We start from the raw sequence: 17,671 nt of genomic DNA, 5'->3' as shown, positions 1-17,671 counted from the left end.
ATTTGGTAAAATAAATTTATGAGTATTTTAGTAATAGACTGTGGTGCCTACAGTATTAAATTTGTTGAAGGCCGAGTACACAAAAAAAGATTCATTATTGATGATATTGAAGAAGTTCTACTCGAAGATGTTCGTGGGCCAAGTGACCAAGAAGTATCGATTCATGAACTTCAACAAAGAATCATCTCAGGCTTTCTAAAAGACCAGCACTACAATGGTCGAATCATTACTCAACTACCAAATGAATTCTTAACGAATCGCTATCTTGATCTTCCAGCTAAGAGCAAGAAGGATGCGGAACTAATGATTCCTTTTCAACTTGAAGAGGACCTACCATTTAATATCGCCGATACTCACTACATTGTTAATCTTTATAAAAAGATCAATAGTCAATTTTCAGCAATTGTTCAAATTGCAGAAAAGAGTGTCTTTGCGACTTATCGTAATTTTCTACAAGCCTACCATACTGTTCCATCAAACTTAACGTCGGAACTTAGTGTTTATCAGAGCTTTGTTGAAGAAAAGAAATTAGAATCAAATGTATGTATTTTAGATATTGGTCATCAGACAACGAAGGCCTACCTAATTTATAACGGTATTATCTACACTCACCATATTTCATATGTTGCTGGTTCGGCCATTGATGAGGCCATTTCAAAGACTTACAATATTGGGGCAGCAGAAGCACGTATTTTTAAACACGAAAATAGCTTCTTTCTAACGAAGTCACAACTTGATAGTGTAACAAAAGAGCAGCAAGACTTTGCTCTTATGATGCATCATACTTTTAAAGACCTACTTTCTCAAATCGACCGATGGCTACTTGGACATAGAGTAAAAACAGGTCAAAGTATCGAACATATCTACTTAACTGGTGGTTGTGCCAATATCAAAAATATTGATAACTATATTACAGAAAGACTTCACGTAAGTGTTTCACAATTTATGACACCAGGTCTTGAGAGAATGGTTTCTGCACAAGAATACAACTCTCTAACACTCGCCTACACAATGGGTGCTTCAAATACATACAGAGAGCCTGCAAAAAACTTTTTTACGAAAGAATTTGCTTCTGCACTTAAAGATGGAATTAAACTAGAAAATACAATCTTTACTTTCTATCGTCTTGCTATAGTTTGCCTAGTTTTATGTACAGGATTCTTAGTGGAATCACTCTACTTCGTAAATCAAGAAATCAAGTCAACAGATCGTGAGATCAAAAAGCTAATTAAATCGAGTAACTTGAATATTACGCAAAAACAGGAAAGATATCTTAGAAAAACTCCTGAGAAGCTAACAAAGATTATTAAACAAAAAAATAAAGCAATTGATGTTGATTTAAAAGTTTTAGCAAAAGTTCCAAAGACTAGTGCTCTTGCTAACCTACACACAATTACGAGTGCGATAAAAAGAAACGAAGAAGTATCATTAACTAAGTACAAAGGTGATCTAAACTCAGGTTTTGCACAATTTCAAAGTAAGAGTGATCGAGATACAAAACAATTATTAAAAGTCCTTAAAGGACTTAATGTTGACGATGCCAATATTGATGAATCTAATAAAGATAAGATTACTATTAGTTTTAAAGGTAAATAATGACACAAAAGAGCATGTTTAAAGAAATTGATGTCGCTATTGATAAGCAAATAGAAGAAGCTAGAAATTCTGGTGTATTTCAATCATTTGCAGACCAACTACGCTCTTTCTCTGAAACTGAGCAAAAAATTATTAATCAGTTCTTATCTGGACTAGTTGTTATTATTCCTGTCATAGCTCTACTTGGTGTCTTTATCTTTAGAACAATGAAAGTCAGTGATCTGAACACAAGAAAAGAATTAGAGAGCGCTATTGTGAGCTTTAAAGAAGGCAACGTGAAGCTCAAGGCCCAAGAAGGCCCTATTGTAATAAATGATGCAATCTACGAAAAATCTGATTTCGTAAATAAATTAACGGATGCGACTTCGAGATTAAACTTAAAAGCAAATCAAATTAATGTTGATGGCTTTCAAAAAGAAAACTTAGGTGGTTCAATCAATCGTATTGAAACAAGTATTATGATTGATAAATTTACTAATAAGGCTTTCGTTGGCTTACTAAACGAACTACACCGAAAGTTTAAAGTTATCATAACAGAAATCGATCTTGAAAAAACAGCTGATGGTAAATTTGTTTCAGGCAAATTTCTTGTCGAATTTTATGCAAAAGTTAACTAATACATAATATGGGTATCCAGAAGAATAATATGAGTGAAGAAGCAGTACAAACAGACGTATACAAGATAAATAAGAAAACAATTTTTCTAATGACTATCCTTGCATTCTTATCTCTCTTTCTTGGATTCATTTTCAATTTTTCAGTTGAAGATAAAGTAATGAGTCTCGTTTATGATGGACTTAGAAAGAATCGAAGCTGCCCTATTTATTATCAGAACGCCTCTCTTAGCTATTTTCTTCCAGGTATTAACTTAAAAGAAATCGATATCTCATCTCGATGTTTAAATGCTCCATCAGGACTAACTATTTCAGAGGCCGATATTTCTTTAGGACTTCCAAGCTTTGCACCAATGGGTCTTACATTTAATACAGAGATAAGTAAGATTTCGGGATTAAATAATAATATCAATATTAAATCGATTCACAATTTTTCAACTCAATACATTAAGATAGAGAATTCTGTAATCAGCTTTGAGGCCCTTGGCCCGCTAATGAATGCATTTAAAATAGATGGAACGATCAATCTAAACGCACTTGTTAGTACAGATTTAAAAGCAATAAAAGATCTCGATATTTATTTAACATCAAAGGATTTTACGATTCCGGCCCAAGTCATTCAAAGTTTTGAATTACCTACTCTAGCAATAAAAAATCTTTCATTTAAAGCACATGCTGAAGATGGAGGGGCCGTTGAAATCCAAGAGTTAATCATTGGAGATAGCAACTCACCTATTCGTGCCAATGCAAGTGGAACAATTTCTCTAGATAAAAGAAATATTAGAAATTCAAAAATCGATCTCGAAGCACAGGTTAAATTTACACCAGAATTTATCGAAAGTTTTGCGATTATCAACCTTCTTCTAGGCAATGGTACTCCTGACGAACAAGGTTTCTACCATATGAAAATTGATGGGACTCTTGGACGTCCAAACACGCCGAAAATGATTAAGCGCTAGTTGACTAAAGGCCAACTTTAAAGCATCTTAATTCAATGCAAAATCAATCACTACTTAAGCCAAAAGAAGCAAGGCAGCAAATTGAAGCTGACCTAAAGTTATTTATCGATCAAAATAATTATCACAATTTCTTCAGTGAGATATATGATTATTCGTTATTACCTGCAGGAAAGTTATTTCGCCCTCTGCTCGCTTATGCCACTGCAAAAGACTTTGGTATAGACTTTAGTAATCAAAAGCTTGAGAAGTCAATTAAGAGCTTCTCATGTGCATTAGAAATTCATCATACATATACACTTATTCATGATGATATGCCTTGTATGGATGATGATGAATATCGTCGTGGCAGACTTTCAACTCATGCAAAATTTGGCCAATGGCAAGCACTACTGGCCGGAGATGCACTACAATCTCTAAGCTTTAATTTAATAAACAAAATACAAGTTAGGAATAAATACGAAATTCTAAATTATGCTCATTGGTGTTTAGGCGCCAAAGGACTAATTCTTGGCCAGGCCCTCGATTTAGGCCACCATATGACAGAGAGTTTTAAGAATTTAATTCTTACTCATAAGCTTAAGACAGCACGTCTTATTCAACTCTCAATTGTTGGGCCATACCTATTTAATGACGATGCGGATTTAAAAACAGCAAAGGCACTACACCGCCTTGGACATCACATGGGAATAGCATTTCAACTTCTTGATGATCTTTGCGAATTAGAAGATGAAGTTTTAAGTGAACATGAGGAAGCTGTAAATCCTTGGAAGACACGATCACAAGAATGTTTCAATGAATTACAATCTAATCTAGAATATATGAAAGTATTTTTTGAAAAGTACGCGTGCGAAAATATCCGTTTAGTTTACGGAGAATATCTTGGAAAGATACTTAGTATTATTGAACCAAATCAAAGAACAATAACTGGTCACTTAGATGTAGAGACAGGCGCTAGGCCCGCCTCTTTAGATCCAATTATTTCTTTGTTGAATACTTTGACTCTTTAGGTTCAATTGATTCAGGATGCTCTTCGCTTGCTCTAGTTTATCTAAATCAATATTGTAATTTACAACTTTTGATTTAGAAGACTTTGCAGGCTTAGTATTTAACTTCTTCTTTGCAACAGCACTGTCTTTAGAAAGATCTAATTGACCTCTTAAAACTAGCTTAGCTTTTTCAATAGTCATCTTTTCTTCAAATAGAAGGCCTTTGATTTTTGCCAGCATTTGAATATCTTTTTGTTCAAAAAGTTTTTGACCAGTAGAAGAAACGAGAGGTGAAATTTCATCAAATTCACTTTCCCAAAATCTTAATACGTATGGCTTTACACCAACGATTGAGCAAACTTCATCAAGTTTAAATAACGATTTTTGTGGAATCGATAATGTTTCTAGCATTTAAAATCCGTTTTCACTCTCGTAGTCATCATCAGTATCATTTCTGAATGATGTTAATGCTTTCGGTGTTCCTTCCTTAGGAGCAATTGAAGTGTCTTCCTTACCTTTATCATCGATACGGTGAACGTAGCGTCCAGTAATATCTTCTTTTAGCACCTGTGAAGGTTTAAAAGTAAGAACACGTCTTGCTGAAATTTCCATCGCCTCACCTGTTTGTGGGTTACGGCCAACTCTTGATGCTTTATCGCGAATTGAGAAGTTTCCAAAACCAGAAATTTTTACTTTTTCCCCGCGGGCCAAAGTATCTTTAATTACCTTAAAAACTAAGTCAACAAGGTCAGAAGCTTCCTTTTTAGAAAACCCTGCTTCCTTATAAACTCGTTCGACAATATCAGCTTTAGTCAAGCTCATTGCATTCCTCCATGAATCAAAAGAACCTTTATATATTAATAGGTTAGCAGAATTATGAATATTTCACAAAAAAAATTTTGTGGGAAATATATTTCATTTTAATAACTTAGCCTTTTTCGGCGTAAAGATGTCAATTAAGCCAGTTTTAAGAAAACATTAAGTTGAGTAGCTAAATAAATACCATGTATTATGTTTATATCAACTTCTTCTTGTCAAATTGGCGTATTGACATGAACAATCCCCAGCACAAGTTTTGCACTTCTGCTGGGGATTTTTTTTATCAGACTATTTCACTTAGATTATTAAGACTTCTTTTTAACTGCTTTCTTCTTGGCCTTTTTCTTTCCAAGTTTCTCTTGATCTTTAGCAATCTTTTTTAGGAGCTTTTGCTTTTCCGCATCTTTCTTCTTAAGCCAGTCAGTTAATTTAGTATCAACATCATTTAGCTCTTCAATTAGCTTCTTGGCAACAAGCTTAGGTGACTTCGCAATTTTTGTATACTCATTAAGTTTTTTCGTTTCATCCTGAATAAGTAACTTGCGTTTTTCAACTTCATCTTTTGTCATACGATAAATTGGCATATCTGCTAGATAGTCAGCATAAACGTACTTCTTTTTATCAAGATACTCTACGAAAGACTTTCTGTTTTTCGACTTTGTCGCCTTTTCGTATTCTTTATTTTTGATGAATTTGATAATTTCATTATTCTTTGTAATTGAATCTTTCAGATCAAGGCAAAGAAGTTCATAACGACGAGTAACAACCTTTAACCTTTCACCAGTGAAGATTTCAATAATCTCTTCAGCTTGATCAAAGATCTTTACCCCTCTTTCTGAAATTAGAGTGTAATTTGGAGACAGAGTTGAAGTTGCACCAATTGTATCTTGAATTTCTTTAAGTGTTGCTTCTTGGCCCTTCTTTAAAAGAAGTTCAATATTGATTTCATTATCCACAGAAGCATCAACGAAATCTTTGATATAACCGCTATCAATGAATTTTGTTAGGTGACGATAAATCTTCTTAGCATCGTAACCACGAGGAAGTTCAGTAATAAAGAACTTTCCACCTTTTTCTTCAATCGACATTTCAAACGTAAGTTTTCCAGTCTTCTTATCAACATGAATTGGTAGAGAATAATTATGAACGTAAGGTTTTAACTTCTTCACCTTACCAGTTTCAATAAATGAAATCATCGACTTAATAATATCTTTGTGATGAAAACTTGGAATCGTCGAAGAGAAACCTGTACCAATCCCCTCAGCTCCGTTTAGTAACATAAGAGGAAGCTTTGGAAGAAGCCCTACTGGCTCCATCGAACGTTCATCATAATTTGGAACCATTTCAACTTGGTTCATATCATCAAATAGTAAGAGATCAGATACCTTACCTAGCTTACATTCGATATACCTTCCAGCGGCCGGATCAGTTTCCATCCTCTCTCCGAAGTATCCTTTCTTATCAATAAGAGGATAGTTATTAGAGAAAGTATAATCTTGGGCCATATTTACAATGGCCGATTCAATCGAAGCAGGTCCGTGCGGGTGAAGAGTTAAAACGAGACCAGTGGCAGCTGAAACTTTTAAAAGTCCTTTCGACTGATTTTTCCAAAGCGTATAAAGAATACGTCTTTGACCCGGTTTAAGGCCATCTTGAAGATAAGGGATCGCACGATCCATTAATGTATAGATCTGATACGTGCGGTATTCATCTCTTACGATATCTTCTAAGTTTACTGATTCAAGTGAATGAAGATAAGTTTCTTGCATTATTTATTTCCTTCCAATTTCTTTTTTAATCAAGGTAATCAATCATGTCGGCCAGACCACCAGTTGCAGCTTTTTTTGCAACGGCCTTCTTTGCCTTTTTCTTAGCAGCTTTCTTAGCGACTTTCTTTGCTGGTTTTTTTGCCGTTTTCTCAGTTTTTTTCGCAGCTTTTTTAACTACTTTCTTAGCTGGTTTAGGCTTAGTTACAACTTTATCTTCAGAAATTGCCTCTGACATAATCTCAGACTGCTCTTCATCAAGTAATAAATCTTTTCTAAGATTCGTATCTTTACCAAAGCAGATATTTAACATCTCTTTAGCTTTTGATTTTTGATCAACGATAATTTTTGTATATTCATCTTTTGATAAAACATACTTCCAGGCTTCCGGTGACATCTCACCAAGCCCTTTGTTTCGATGAATTTCTTTTATTCTTACTTCTCCAGAATTTCTAAACTCTTCTAGTTCTTTATCTGATTCGAAATACAGAGTTTTCTTATCTGTCACGACTTCAAAAAGTGGCGCTTTTGCAATTTGAATAGCACCCATTTCAAATAATTCTGGCCAAAATTGGTAGAAGAAATTTGTTAGAAGCGTATTGATGTGCCCACCGTCAACATCTGAGTCGGCAAGGAATACGATATTAGAATAACGAAGTTTCTTCTCATCAACCTCTTGTCCAAGAACAAGACCGATTGAAGCCATGATATCTGAAAATTCCTGATTATTTAAAATGTCTTTGATACCTGCTTGGGCAACGTTCATAGGTTTACCACGAAGAGCAATCCCACCTTGGTACAGTTTATTACGAGCAGATCTTAGACCGCCAATGGCCGAATCCCCTTCACAAATAAAGAGTGTACATAAATCACGTTTTTTTCTTTCGTTGGCATCAAGAAGTTTTTCAACTCTTTGTCTTTTTTGCTTACGGCCCTTAGATGCCGCTTCTTTAAGAACTTGATATTTGTGACGAGACTTAGCTCTTTCAATAACAACTTCAAGATAGTCTTTGTTTTTTCTCATGAATTTATCAATAGACTTTGCCATTAATTCTTCAAGGGCCTTTTCAAGATGTGCATCACGAACTAACTTACGTTTAGTTTGCGATTCAAACCTTGGATTTGGCATTGTCACACCAAGAACAAAAGTAAGACCAGAAAGAATATCATTATCAACTAACTTAATTTTCTCTTTCTTTGCCTGACGTTCTAACTTGTCTTTAATCGCATTAATGAAAATTCTTCTTACGCGATCGTGGTGGAAACCACCATCATAAGTAGGAGTAGAGTTAACAAAAGAAATAAATTTCTCTCTTTCTTCACTTCCCTTATCAATAGTTAGAGAAAGAGACATATCAATCTTTCCCTTAACCTTTTTCTTCTTAGTATTTACTGTTTCGTAGATATAGGCTGCTTCACCAAAATCATGCGCATTCTCTTCATCAATTCTTTGAGCTAGTTGGAAGAGACCTTTTTGATAGTGATACTTCTCACCATTAAAGTAGAAAGCTAGCCCTGGATTATTGTAAGCAAGGTCAATAATTCTCTTTCTCAGAAGGTTTTCATCAATCTTATTATCTTTGTATACTTCTTTTGACAGAGTTACTTGGATTGATACACCAGATGCACCTTTGAAGGCTTTTGGTTTTGATTGAGTAATCTTTAGGGCCCCGTCGATAAACTTCGTCGTCTGCTCTTTCTTAGAGTTATAGTGTTTAATTGTAACAATAAACTCATCTGCAGTAAGACAAGTTGCAGCAGCACCAAGTCCGTTCTGTCCTAAAGTTCTGTGTAAGAAGCCTTTCTCATCTGTTTCTTCATCCTTAAACTTAGAACCAGTTCTAAACTCAGAATAAACCTGCTTGACTTTATTTAATGGGAAACCAATACCATTGTCGGCAACAACAACAGTTTTCCCATCTTCACTAAGAGAAGTGTGAATTTCTGTAACGTGCCCGCGGTAATACTCATCAATACAGTTATCTAAAAGCTCTTCAATGGCCTTTGATTTTGCCTGATGAAATTTAACGGTTTTGAAATCTACTGACTTATCTTCGTAGACATATGTTTCTAAATCTTCAATATCATTAGAACCAAAGACGAGCGTAATACGGTTTCGACAGTGCCACCTTTGATCTTTACTCTCAATGACGGCGTCTTTCGTCTTACCTTTACGATTAACTTTTTCAATGCTGCGTCCCATGCTTAAATTTTCCCCTATCTTAGCTTCGTGCTATAATGAATTTACTATAAAGAATAAGGGAAACTTAAAGGCCTTGAAAGTTACAACGCGTCAACCATTGATAATTACAGCAGTTTTTTACTTGATTTTGGTATTTTCAAATCTTGCTATCGCCTCTGATTTCAAGGGGATTGATGCTGATATCAAAGAAATTTTAGTTGATAAAAAAAGAATTTATCGAAAGGCCATTGTTAAGACCCAAGAAAACAAACAAAGTTTAGATTACCAAATATATGGAATCCATCCAAATAAATGCAAAGTCGCTTTAAGAAAATTGTCGCGCTACGAAAAATTTAATGAATATATCGACCTAGTAAAACTATCAGGTTATTCAGAAAAGAAAAAAGAGATCTATCTGTATCTCGACCATACTCTCATGCCCTTTCCGATGTCGCTAAATTTTAAAATTCCCCGCATCACAAAACCGGGTGCCTATCCATTTACATTTGATAAGGGATTCTTAAAAGGACTAAGGGGAGAAATCAATGTGAGACAACTTTCGGATGGTAGATGCCTCTTCTTTTCAAAAAGTTATTGGAAGGGTGAAAAATCTTCGATACCAGACACTCTCTTTGAGATGTTTTCAGAAACCCTTGGAGAGCTTGCGATGGAAAAGTTATTTCGTGTATCTCGCCGACTTTAGTTCTTCTATAAAAATTTTCTCTCTTATTTGCCAGAAACGCTGTTTCTTTCGCGCAATCACGAATTTCGGTTCTCTAAAATACTTTCGATCCTTTAAGATTTTATCAAGATCATCAATATAATACTTAAGCTCAGGTGTTTTTAAGTGTTTCTTCACAAAAGCATGATAGAAGGCCATCTGTTGCGACTTACTATTTAGCTGATAATATTCTTTTAAAGACTCTCCGTTCACATCAAAGTAGCTGACTTCAAGAGAGCGTCCCTTCTTACCTTGATGTTCACTAAAGATCATCTCTTCCACACGCATAATATGGGCATCTTTAAGTTGCATTGCCTCTTTTAATTTCTTATCAGCGTCACGTAATTCATGTGAACAATGTACACATTCATGAGCACTAATATCATTACTTTGTCCGCAATTATCACAGCTTTTAAATCGAAAAAGAAAGCCACACTCTTGGACAGTCATATTACTTTCATCAATATGGATACCTTGGCACTTTCGGCCATAGTGTTCAGTAATACAACCTTCACTATCAACCTTGCCCCAAAAGATATTAGCATGCCCACAATCAGGACACATCACCTGCACTTCTTGAGTTTCTCCATGTGGTCGGATTTCACCGACTTCAGGTTTAAAAATATCGTGGTCAAGTCCAGTATAATCGAGAATTAAACAGTCTTCTTTTCCTTCAAAAAGTCTTAGACCTCGTCCAACAATCTGTTGATAAAGACTAATGGACTCTGTTGGACGAAGGATTGCAATCAAGTCCACATGAGGAGCATCAAACCCAGTTGTTAAAACAGAGACGTTTACTAAGAATTTTATTTTTTGATTCTTAAAATCATCGATGATTTGGTCGCGAACTTTTTGATCAGTTTCACCTGTTACAATGGCACTAGAGTCTTCAGGTAAAAAACTCAAGACTTCATTGGCATGCTTTACTGTAGAAGTAAAAAGCATAACCCCATTTCTCTCTTTTGCCTCTTGGACGATATGCTTAACAATCCCTGGTGTAACACGAGCGCTATCATTCAAAATTTTCTCAATTTCTTGAGTTAAAAATCGTCCAGAATTCTCATTAACTTCAAGTTTTGAAAAGTCATAGCAAGCAACAGGAGAATCAATTTTAATTGGCCTAGTTAAATAACCATTTTTAATCATATAACTAAGTGGCAACTCATAAATACAATGCTTAAAAAAGCGCTCTTCTTTTGTCCTTAGAATTTCATGATAGTGATAGTTATAAATCCATCCCATTCCAAGGCGATATGGTGTTGCCGTAAGGCCAAGAAAGAAAACCTTTTGGTTTACTTCTTTTAGTTTGTCAAAAACCTGTTGATATTGAGACTCTTCTTCTAGCGAAATTCGATGGCACTCATCAATGATAACAAGAGAGAAATCTTTGAAGAAATCATCAGTAGCACGGGCAATAGATTGAATCGAGCCGAAAATAACCTTTTCGTCCTTATCCTTTCTATTCATAGAGGCAGAAAAGATTCCCGCTTTTAAATCATAGGACTCATACTTAGCATGATTTTGTTCTACTAACTCTTTTACATGGGCCATCACAAGAACACGCCCACGTGCAATACGCGCAAGTTCAGCAATGACTAAACTTTTTCCAGCACCTGTTGGGAGAACAATAAGAGAAGGATCAGCACATTTTCTAAAGTGAGAGACCACTCTCTCAACAGCTTCAACTTGATAATCCCTGAGTTTAAATTTCATTGACGTATTGTATACAAGAATATTTGAAATGGAAAAAAAGTAGCCTTTTGATTTTAATCAACATCAAACATTTAAAGAGCATCCCCACTCGATGACTCGCGAAGTCGAAAACTTATTATTTAATTTAAAGTGTAAAATGATTACTGTTTGATGTTGTTGAAAGTGACTTAGGAATACTTATTGAAACACTAGTCCCAACACCCTGTTTACTAGATACAACTACATCACCATACATTTTGGCCAATAAATTTCTTGCAATTATCATTCCCTGGCCACGTCCAGTTTCCCCTTCAGTACCCAATACCTGCTTTGACATGCTAACATTCATCCCCTTTCCTTCATCAATGATTTTAAACACGAAAAAATCATTGATCTCCGAAATAGAGATGATGATCCTTCCATATGGAAATGAGTATTTAATTGCGTTATAAAAATAATTTGCAAGAATATTATATGTAAAGATTGGTCTATTAATATAAAAGTCACTACTCTGAGTACTTACTTCAGTAATAACATCTAGATTCTTTCGTAAAATTTTATCTTTGAAACTATCAACTAAATCATCAACGACACTAGATACATTCTCAATTGAGTAATTATTAACAATATGGTCTTCATCTATTTCATTTTGAAGTGCATTATTAGCGATAAGATTTATGATTTCGATGTGTTTCGATATTGTTGTTGCAACCTTAAGATCTTTTTCATCCTCTAAAGTTCGTAACAACCTTTCACATGAAAGTTTGATTGTGATGATTGAATTATTAATGTCATGGCCTAAAGCACGAACTAACACACTCTTTTGTTTTAGCGACTGATCAAGTTGTTCATTTAACTTTTTAAGTTCGTAATTTTGTTGATCTGATTCTTCTCTAAGCTCATTAATTAGATTTATATACATTGATTTTGCGGCCAAATGTGCAAATCTCGTTTTAAGAAAAAGACCAATTGTAGAAACAATATTCAGCTTTTGACTTGGAGATATCTCCATTGTCATTGAAGAGTTTTCAATCCTTAAGCTAACAACTTTGGCAGGTTCTCGACCAATTATCATTGGAAAGTTCCTATAAACTTCTGCATAAATCTTGAAAAATAACGAATGCACTTTCGGTGCCGAAGCTTCTTGAACAAGTCTAATATTTTTACCACGTGTCGATACATTCAAAGAAACGCCTTTGAATAAATATGTTAAAACCAATTTAGATTGAATGTTATAAAGGCTTTTAAGAGATAAAATACTAAAGACTAAGTTTTTAAATACACTTAGTTTTTCTGAATTTAGTCCATCATTGGCAATAACTCGAATAACTTCATCCTCATCAACTTTTTGTAGAAGAAGATCTGCATAGTCATTTAAAAACTTATAAGAAATATACTTATCACAAGTATTTTCATACTTAGAATATAATTCATTGAATGGAGCTTTATCGACACCAAGCTTTGTGACTGAATCTATAATCAGACGGGCCATTAGCTTGGAGCATTTAAATTCGTACATGAAAGTTAAGTACCAAAACTATTCAACAAATTCACTCCATAAATAAATTTTACACAGTTTATTGGCTTGTAAATAAATAACACCTACATTAGCTAATCTCATAAGTAACTGAAATAACGAGATAAATTAATTTGCAGTATAGATCCTCTCTAGTCGTACTACAATTCTCAAATGGAAATTCAACTAAAAATTATTCACAAGCAAGAAATGTTTAGCAGCGCTAACAAAGCACTGCTTCAAAAGGCCTTTCTAATGTATCAAGAAACATGGGCCGAAATCTTTAAAATTCAAGATAACTTTTGCTCAGATACATTTCTAAGGCAAGAGCTTCATATTCTGCTTTTAGACGCTGATAATAATGTATGTGCTTACTGTGCAATGAGTAAGCATGACTTCTCCATTCCTTTATTTAAACAGCAATCATACTTTAGAGAAATTCCAATGAAAGGCATCAGGGCAATAAAAGAGCTGGCCATAAGTAACGTCTACAGTATTGAGTTACTAACAATTTCTCCGAGTTATCGTAAGAAAAGACACCACTTAGACTTCTACAGTATCTTGCGACAAATTCTAGTGAATATTACAAGAGATATTCAAGCAAAGCATGTTATTGCACCAACTGTAAAAACTAATAGCGCAAGTAAGGAAGGTCAAAAGCATGGAGATATTATCTGCGCCAATATTATTTACAAGGGACTCTTATGTAATCTTCTATATTTTAACGAAAAAACAGCTGTCGATATAAATGATGAAATTCTTAAAAGAAAAGTTAACAAACTCTATGATGAGTATAGAGATTCAGTTCTATTTTTAAAGTTTCCAGATGAGGAGGAAAATTATGAATCATTTAGAAAGTTTGCTTAATGAATGTGTTACTCAAATAATCGAAGAAGTAAGAGCAATAAAGTTTGAAGATGAAAATGTATACGCCAATTGGCTAGCGCAAACTTACTATTATACCTCTGTCTCTGAAAGTATTTTGAGAACGAGTGCAAAGCATTGCAAGTCCGAGGAATTATCAAAGCGATGGTTAGAACATGCTGATGAAGAGTCTGGACATGAGAACCTGGCCCTTAGTGACTTAAAGAGTTTAGGTTATAACATTTGTGATTTTCAGGAGTATGAAGAAACAAAGATCTTCTACCAGTCACAGTTTTACTATGCCAATACATATGGAGGTGAAAGTGTTTTTGGTTGGGTCTTAGCACTAGAGGCATTCGCAGCAAATCTTCCTCAAATAATTGTTAATAACTTAATTCAAAAGTATGGAAAATCAGCGACAAGATTTATGAAAGTACATACAGATGAAGATATAGAACATATCAAAAAGGCATTAGAAGCAGTTAATCAACTACCAAACAAAGATATCATTATAAATAATATGAAAGAAACAACTAAACGTTATATCAGGTTATTACAAGCATGTGAAAGTAGTGCTCAGACTCTTAGCAAAGCATCTTAACAAATAGGCCCTACTACAATTTAATGAAGTAGGGCCTATTTTATAAACTAAGCAATTTTACTTAAATCATTCTCATCACCTATCGTTGCCTCTTCCTCATAAAAGCGAGGTGGTTTTTTAAAGACAAGATATAGGTTGGTCAACAAGTAGGTTTTTATCAATTCAAGGTAACCTGACGTAGAAACCTGTACTAGGTCCTCTTCATTTTCGTAATCGATTAAACTATTGCAAAAATTTTGGTACTCAATATTATTTGCCCGACTCATTTGAAACATATTTGTTTTAAATCCCATCTTCTTGCATGGAGACTTAAGAACAAAGCGATACGGGTCAATATTGCACTCTGTAGGGTCCTGAAACCATTTTTTGATGTAGAACTCTTCAAGAAGTTTTACAACGTTAATATAGTCCTTTGGTGGTTTCTTGATCTGACTCTTTGGAGATGGCCAAACTTTACGACTTATCTTATCAAAGGCTTCAATTGCAGCAGGAGTCGCTGATATATTAGTCGTATAAAAACATTTATGCTGCTTAAAATACTCCAACTTATTAAAGCATGCCATCATGGCCATCGCTTCATTACCAGTATAAGAATTTGCAATCATAATTCCGACATGAAGAATATTTACATCACCATCTTCAATAATATAATTCATTAAAAATGAAATATCTTTTCCACGTGTATGAACTATAGAAACAATAATATGACTCAAAAAACTTTTAATCTCATCGATATCTTCTAGCTGAAGGTATCTAATATTTACTTTTTTCTTAGAAGTATTATTAATTTCTATAATTGAACGATACAAACGTTTTAAATTAAAATCATCCAAATACAGGCCTGGCCTGAAATATGTTTTGAAGGAGTAGCTCCCCCACTTTACCTCATTCATAAGTGCTCCCTAGGCAGCTTTCTTTACTTGTTTTCCTTTCTTACTCTTTGAACCAGCATTCGTTAGTTGAAATTCATACTGGTCAAAAAACACCCCTAAATGATCCGTATGTGGTAGGCCACAGATAACTTTATAAGCTTCGTTGGCCATGAGAACTCCAGATAACCAAACGACAGGCGTAAAACTAGGCCTTGTTGCTTCCTTAGTTACAATCTTATCAACGAGATCTTTAGAAATATATTTGTATGGAGAAAAATGACTGAAGGTAAAATCAACCTCTTCTCTAACTGCCTGGTTACATAGTTCAGGCGTTAGATCCTCAACCGCAGTATTCTTGGTACATAAATCGAGATACTCTTCCCAGTGGGGAGAATCCGGAGTCATTACAAAGACTGATGCAAATGGAGTGATCCAAGCATCAACGATTGTGATATTTTTTCTGCGCGCTGCTCTTTCTAGAATTAATGAGTAAAACATTTCATCCATTCCATTGATAACAATATCAACGTCATCTAAAAGATCTTCGATATTATCTTTTGTAACACCTTCGTTAAATGATTCGATTTTTAAATTTGGATTTATACTTCTGAATTCTTCTTCTAAGACATCGACTTTATAGCGATCATAGTTCTTTGCATTACAATGTATTTGACGATTTGAATTATGGGGCTCGTAACGATCAAAGTCAGCAATTTTAATTTTTCCTATTCCCATACGAACAAGAACTTCACTAGCGACACCTCCCATGCCACCAACTCCACAAACTAAAACTGATGCTCCTTGTAATTTATCTTGATCCTCTTGAGTAATTAAACCAATATTTCTTGAAAACATCTCTACCCTCCAGTTAACGTGAGAGTATAAGTTAAAATGATTTTTTTGGAGAATCTGGGGAGTTACAAATGGGGCATTTTCAGAGCTCAGCAAAAATACTTGGCACACAATAGTAATAATTAATACTTATGAGACTGATTTACGACTTTGTATTTTGACCGTCTAGGAAAAGAACGTTTGTAAAATCTGTATCTTCTTGAGAAATATTTTTTATTAACTCAATTGATGTTCCATTTCCTAAACTCGATGAAATATTAACCTTGAAGCCTAGTGCGTTGGCAGTATCCATAATGATACTCATTCCATGTCCAGAACCCTTCTCACCATTAGTCCCCTTAGTTGAACCAATTAGACCAACATTTCTTTTGATAAGCTTAAGTTTTTCTTCTGGAATACCTACACCAAAATCAACAATTCTTAGACAAAGATTCTCATCACAAACAGAAGCGGAGAAAACAATACTTTCATTCTTATGTGAGAATTTGATCGCATTATACATAATATTAGAAATTAGGTTATTTTGTAGTGCGATTTTATTTGTATATAAAGTTAGGTTTTGATCAATTTTAAAGTCGTGAATAATTCGAACACCTTTTTGGATAGCAATGTCGTCATACTCTGTTACTGCTTCGATTAAAAGGTCATATAAATTATTTTCTTGAAGCTCAAAAAGTTCACCATCAATATGTGTCGTAACAATTGAGTTTTGAATAATTCCCTTAACTGAGTTTGAGAATTGATTGATCTTATTAACCGCTTGCTCATAATCACCATTCTCAATTCTTTTCTTAGCTACTTCAAGACTAAGAAGTTTATTAGCAACATCATGGTGTAAGGTACGATTACTTAAATTCAATTCTGTATTTAATAGCTCAAGGTTCTTTCGATACTCTTCAAGCTCTAAATTTTGCTTCTCAAGTAGATTCGAATACTCCACATTTTTTAGAATAACTTCGTGAAGTTTTTTCTTTGTGAAGAAGAAATTGTAAAGCAAGTTCGGAATGCTGACCTTAGCGAAGGCCGCATTACTAACAGAGAATACAACTCGGTCATCTACGACAAGATACTTCACTCTTGAATATGTACGACACCCAACGAAATTAACTGGAATCGTTTTGAAAAGTTCAACATACATATTTATGAATTCATGAAAGATCTGAGATGAATCTGAAAACTCAAAGATAATTTGAAAAGAATCTGAGCTAAGTTTCTTTGTATCAATTTTGATATTGGTATAAAGCATCTTAAAAGATAGCTTTAAAAAGAACTCATAGAGTAAGCTATAACTAATTACATATGTAATGATGTCAAAAAATGGTTTAATGATTCTGTTTGAAACACCGGTATTACTAATAATTTCAGTATAGTTCGGGTACTTTTCAGAGAAGAAGACTGTGATATCTTTAAATTCTTGCCAGCTTATACGCGACTTTACATCTAAAAGATCTTTGTCTTTAACTGGAAGCTCGGCAATAAAATCTTCAACGGAATCCCCCATCGACTTTACACCATCAAAATATGCGACTAATGCCTTATTACTAACTTCCAACCAATTACACCTTATAAAACAATAAATACTGATTATCACTACAAGAATTAAAATGGCAACTTAAGTTATTTCTTTAACT

The 17,671-nt window shown here is 34.3% G+C and carries 16 protein-coding genes; 7 read left to right on the top strand and 9 right to left on the bottom strand.

Annotation, left to right across the window (positions count from 1 at the left end):
• Positions 1-18 precede the first annotated feature (18 nt).
• Genes pilM through ACMAWV_RS06320 form a run of 4 tightly spaced genes read left to right on the top strand, consistent with a single transcriptional unit; the run spans position 19 to position 4,176 of the window.
• Positions 19-1,596 (top strand): pilus assembly protein PilM, encoded by a 1,578-nt coding sequence (gene pilM, locus ACMAWV_RS06335; RefSeq protein ID WP_412469718.1) that lies wholly within the window; start codon positions 19-21, stop codon positions 1,594-1,596.
• Entirely contained in the window at positions 1,596-2,213 is a 618-nt protein-coding gene (locus tag ACMAWV_RS06330) for a hypothetical protein (protein ID WP_103216808.1), read from the top strand. Before pilM ends, ACMAWV_RS06330 begins: the two co-directional genes overlap by 1 nt.
• Positions 2,214-2,242: 29 nt before the next feature.
• The gene (gspN, locus tag ACMAWV_RS06325) at positions 2,243-3,169 is read left to right on the top strand and encodes a type II secretion system protein GspN (RefSeq protein WP_412462785.1); all 927 of its coding nucleotides are present in this window, start codon (positions 2,243-2,245) and stop codon (positions 3,167-3,169) included.
• Between the two features lie 35 nt (positions 3,170-3,204).
• Positions 3,205-4,176 (top strand): polyprenyl synthetase family protein, encoded by a 972-nt coding sequence (locus tag ACMAWV_RS06320; protein ID WP_392991433.1) that lies wholly within the window; start codon positions 3,205-3,207, stop codon positions 4,174-4,176.
• Here the strand turns inward: ACMAWV_RS06320 and ACMAWV_RS06315 are convergent.
• From ACMAWV_RS06315 to ACMAWV_RS06300, 4 genes are all read right to left on the bottom strand, one after another.
• A complete protein-coding gene (locus ACMAWV_RS06315) occupies positions 4,135-4,566 on the bottom strand; it encodes a MerR family transcriptional regulator (protein WP_103216805.1) in 432 nt (143 codons plus the stop codon). The genes ACMAWV_RS06320 and ACMAWV_RS06315 overlap by 42 nt on opposite strands.
• Positions 4,567-4,971, bottom strand: coding sequence for an integration host factor subunit alpha (locus ACMAWV_RS06310; RefSeq protein WP_392858006.1), 405 nt, complete (start codon positions 4,969-4,971; stop codon positions 4,567-4,569). It lies immediately after the preceding gene.
• A gap of 308 nt (positions 4,972-5,279) precedes the next feature.
• Positions 5,280-6,743 carry a DNA gyrase subunit A gene (locus ACMAWV_RS06305; protein ID WP_103216804.1) on the bottom strand — a complete coding sequence of 488 codons (1,464 nt, stop codon included), beginning with the start codon at positions 6,741-6,743 and terminating at the stop codon, positions 5,280-5,282.
• 25 nt (positions 6,744-6,768) lie between these two features.
• Positions 6,769-8,943 (bottom strand): toprim domain-containing protein, encoded by a 2,175-nt coding sequence (locus ACMAWV_RS06300; RefSeq protein WP_412469719.1) that lies wholly within the window; start codon positions 8,941-8,943, stop codon positions 6,769-6,771.
• A 73-nt stretch (positions 8,944-9,016) separates the two neighbouring features.
• On the opposite strand from ACMAWV_RS06300, the gene ACMAWV_RS06295 reads away from it, so the two are divergent.
• Entirely contained in the window at positions 9,017-9,625 is a 609-nt protein-coding gene (locus tag ACMAWV_RS06295; RefSeq protein ID WP_146037766.1) for a hypothetical protein, read from the top strand.
• Here ACMAWV_RS06295 and ACMAWV_RS06290 read toward each other — a convergent pair.
• Together ACMAWV_RS06290 and ACMAWV_RS06285 are read right to left on the bottom strand one after the other, a co-directional pair.
• The gene (locus tag ACMAWV_RS06290; RefSeq protein ID WP_412469720.1) at positions 9,599-11,356 is read right to left on the bottom strand and encodes a DEAD/DEAH box helicase family protein; all 1,758 of its coding nucleotides are present in this window, start codon (positions 11,354-11,356) and stop codon (positions 9,599-9,601) included. The two genes, ACMAWV_RS06295 and ACMAWV_RS06290, sit on opposite strands and share 27 nt — an antisense overlap.
• A gap of 124 nt (positions 11,357-11,480) precedes the next feature.
• The gene (locus ACMAWV_RS06285) at positions 11,481-12,854 is read right to left on the bottom strand and encodes a sensor histidine kinase (protein ID WP_412475799.1); all 1,374 of its coding nucleotides are present in this window, start codon (positions 12,852-12,854) and stop codon (positions 11,481-11,483) included.
• Between the two features lie 171 nt (positions 12,855-13,025).
• Here ACMAWV_RS06285 and ACMAWV_RS06280 point away from each other — a divergent pair, with 171 nt between their 5' ends.
• Both ACMAWV_RS06280 and ACMAWV_RS06275 read left to right on the top strand, forming a co-directional pair.
• Positions 13,026-13,718, top strand: coding sequence for a hypothetical protein (locus tag ACMAWV_RS06280; protein ID WP_412469722.1), 693 nt, complete (start codon positions 13,026-13,028; stop codon positions 13,716-13,718).
• On the top strand, positions 13,693-14,316 hold the full coding sequence (locus ACMAWV_RS06275) for an iron-containing redox enzyme family protein (protein WP_158246779.1): 624 nt from the start codon (positions 13,693-13,695) through the stop codon (positions 14,314-14,316). The genes ACMAWV_RS06280 and ACMAWV_RS06275 overlap by 26 nt, the downstream gene beginning before the upstream one ends.
• A gap of 47 nt (positions 14,317-14,363) precedes the next feature.
• Here ACMAWV_RS06275 and ACMAWV_RS06270 read toward each other — a convergent pair whose 3' ends face one another.
• From ACMAWV_RS06270 to ACMAWV_RS06260, 3 genes are all read right to left on the bottom strand, one after another.
• Positions 14,364-15,209 (bottom strand): hypothetical protein, encoded by an 846-nt coding sequence (locus tag ACMAWV_RS06270; protein WP_103216797.1) that lies wholly within the window; start codon positions 15,207-15,209, stop codon positions 14,364-14,366.
• A 9-nt stretch (positions 15,210-15,218) separates the two neighbouring features.
• Positions 15,219-16,043 carry a ThiF family adenylyltransferase gene (locus tag ACMAWV_RS06265; RefSeq protein WP_103216796.1) on the bottom strand — a complete coding sequence of 275 codons (825 nt, stop codon included), beginning with the start codon at positions 16,041-16,043 and terminating at the stop codon, positions 15,219-15,221.
• A gap of 139 nt (positions 16,044-16,182) precedes the next feature.
• Positions 16,183-17,592 carry an ATP-binding protein gene (locus ACMAWV_RS06260; protein ID WP_103216795.1) on the bottom strand — a complete coding sequence of 470 codons (1,410 nt, stop codon included), beginning with the start codon at positions 17,590-17,592 and terminating at the stop codon, positions 16,183-16,185.
• Positions 17,593-17,671 lie beyond the last annotated feature (79 nt).

This window comes from Halobacteriovorax sp. RT-1-1 (assembly GCF_047085455.1).
In the GTDB taxonomy this organism is placed as follows: Bacteria; Bdellovibrionota; Bacteriovoracia; order Bacteriovoracales; family Bacteriovoracaceae; genus Halobacteriovorax_A.
The sequence above is the reverse complement of the archived record's forward strand: the minus strand, read 5'-3'. Positions and strand labels throughout refer to the sequence as shown.

Coding starts and splice junctions, on each gene's coding strand:
- ACMAWV_RS06270 (WP_103216797.1), bottom strand. CDS start 15,209: ATGAATGAGGTAAAGTGGGGGAGCTACTCCTTCAAAACATATTTCAGG.
- ACMAWV_RS06315 (WP_103216805.1), bottom strand. CDS start 4,566: ATGCTAGAAACATTATCGATTCCACAAAAATCGTTATTTAAACTTGAT.
- ACMAWV_RS06285 (WP_412475799.1), bottom strand. CDS start 12,854: ATGTACGAATTTAAATGCTCCAAGCTAATGGCCCGTCTGATTATAGAT.
- pilM (WP_412469718.1), top strand. CDS start 19: ATGAGTATTTTAGTAATAGACTGTGGTGCCTACAGTATTAAATTTGTT.
- ACMAWV_RS06300 (WP_412469719.1), bottom strand. CDS start 8,943: ATGGGACGCAGCATTGAAAAAGTTAATCGTAAAGGTAAGACGAAAGAC.
- gspN (WP_412462785.1), top strand. CDS start 2,243: ATGAGTGAAGAAGCAGTACAAACAGACGTATACAAGATAAATAAGAAA.
- ACMAWV_RS06320 (WP_392991433.1), top strand. CDS start 3,205: ATGCAAAATCAATCACTACTTAAGCCAAAAGAAGCAAGGCAGCAAATT.
- ACMAWV_RS06290 (WP_412469720.1), bottom strand. CDS start 11,356: ATGAAATTTAAACTCAGGGATTATCAAGTTGAAGCTGTTGAGAGAGTG.
- ACMAWV_RS06275 (WP_158246779.1), top strand. CDS start 13,693: ATGAATCATTTAGAAAGTTTGCTTAATGAATGTGTTACTCAAATAATC.
- ACMAWV_RS06330 (WP_103216808.1), top strand. CDS start 1,596: ATGACACAAAAGAGCATGTTTAAAGAAATTGATGTCGCTATTGATAAG.
- ACMAWV_RS06280 (WP_412469722.1), top strand. CDS start 13,026: ATGGAAATTCAACTAAAAATTATTCACAAGCAAGAAATGTTTAGCAGC.
- ACMAWV_RS06265 (WP_103216796.1), bottom strand. CDS start 16,043: ATGTTTTCAAGAAATATTGGTTTAATTACTCAAGAGGATCAAGATAAA.
- ACMAWV_RS06305 (WP_103216804.1), bottom strand. CDS start 6,743: ATGCAAGAAACTTATCTTCATTCACTTGAATCAGTAAACTTAGAAGAT.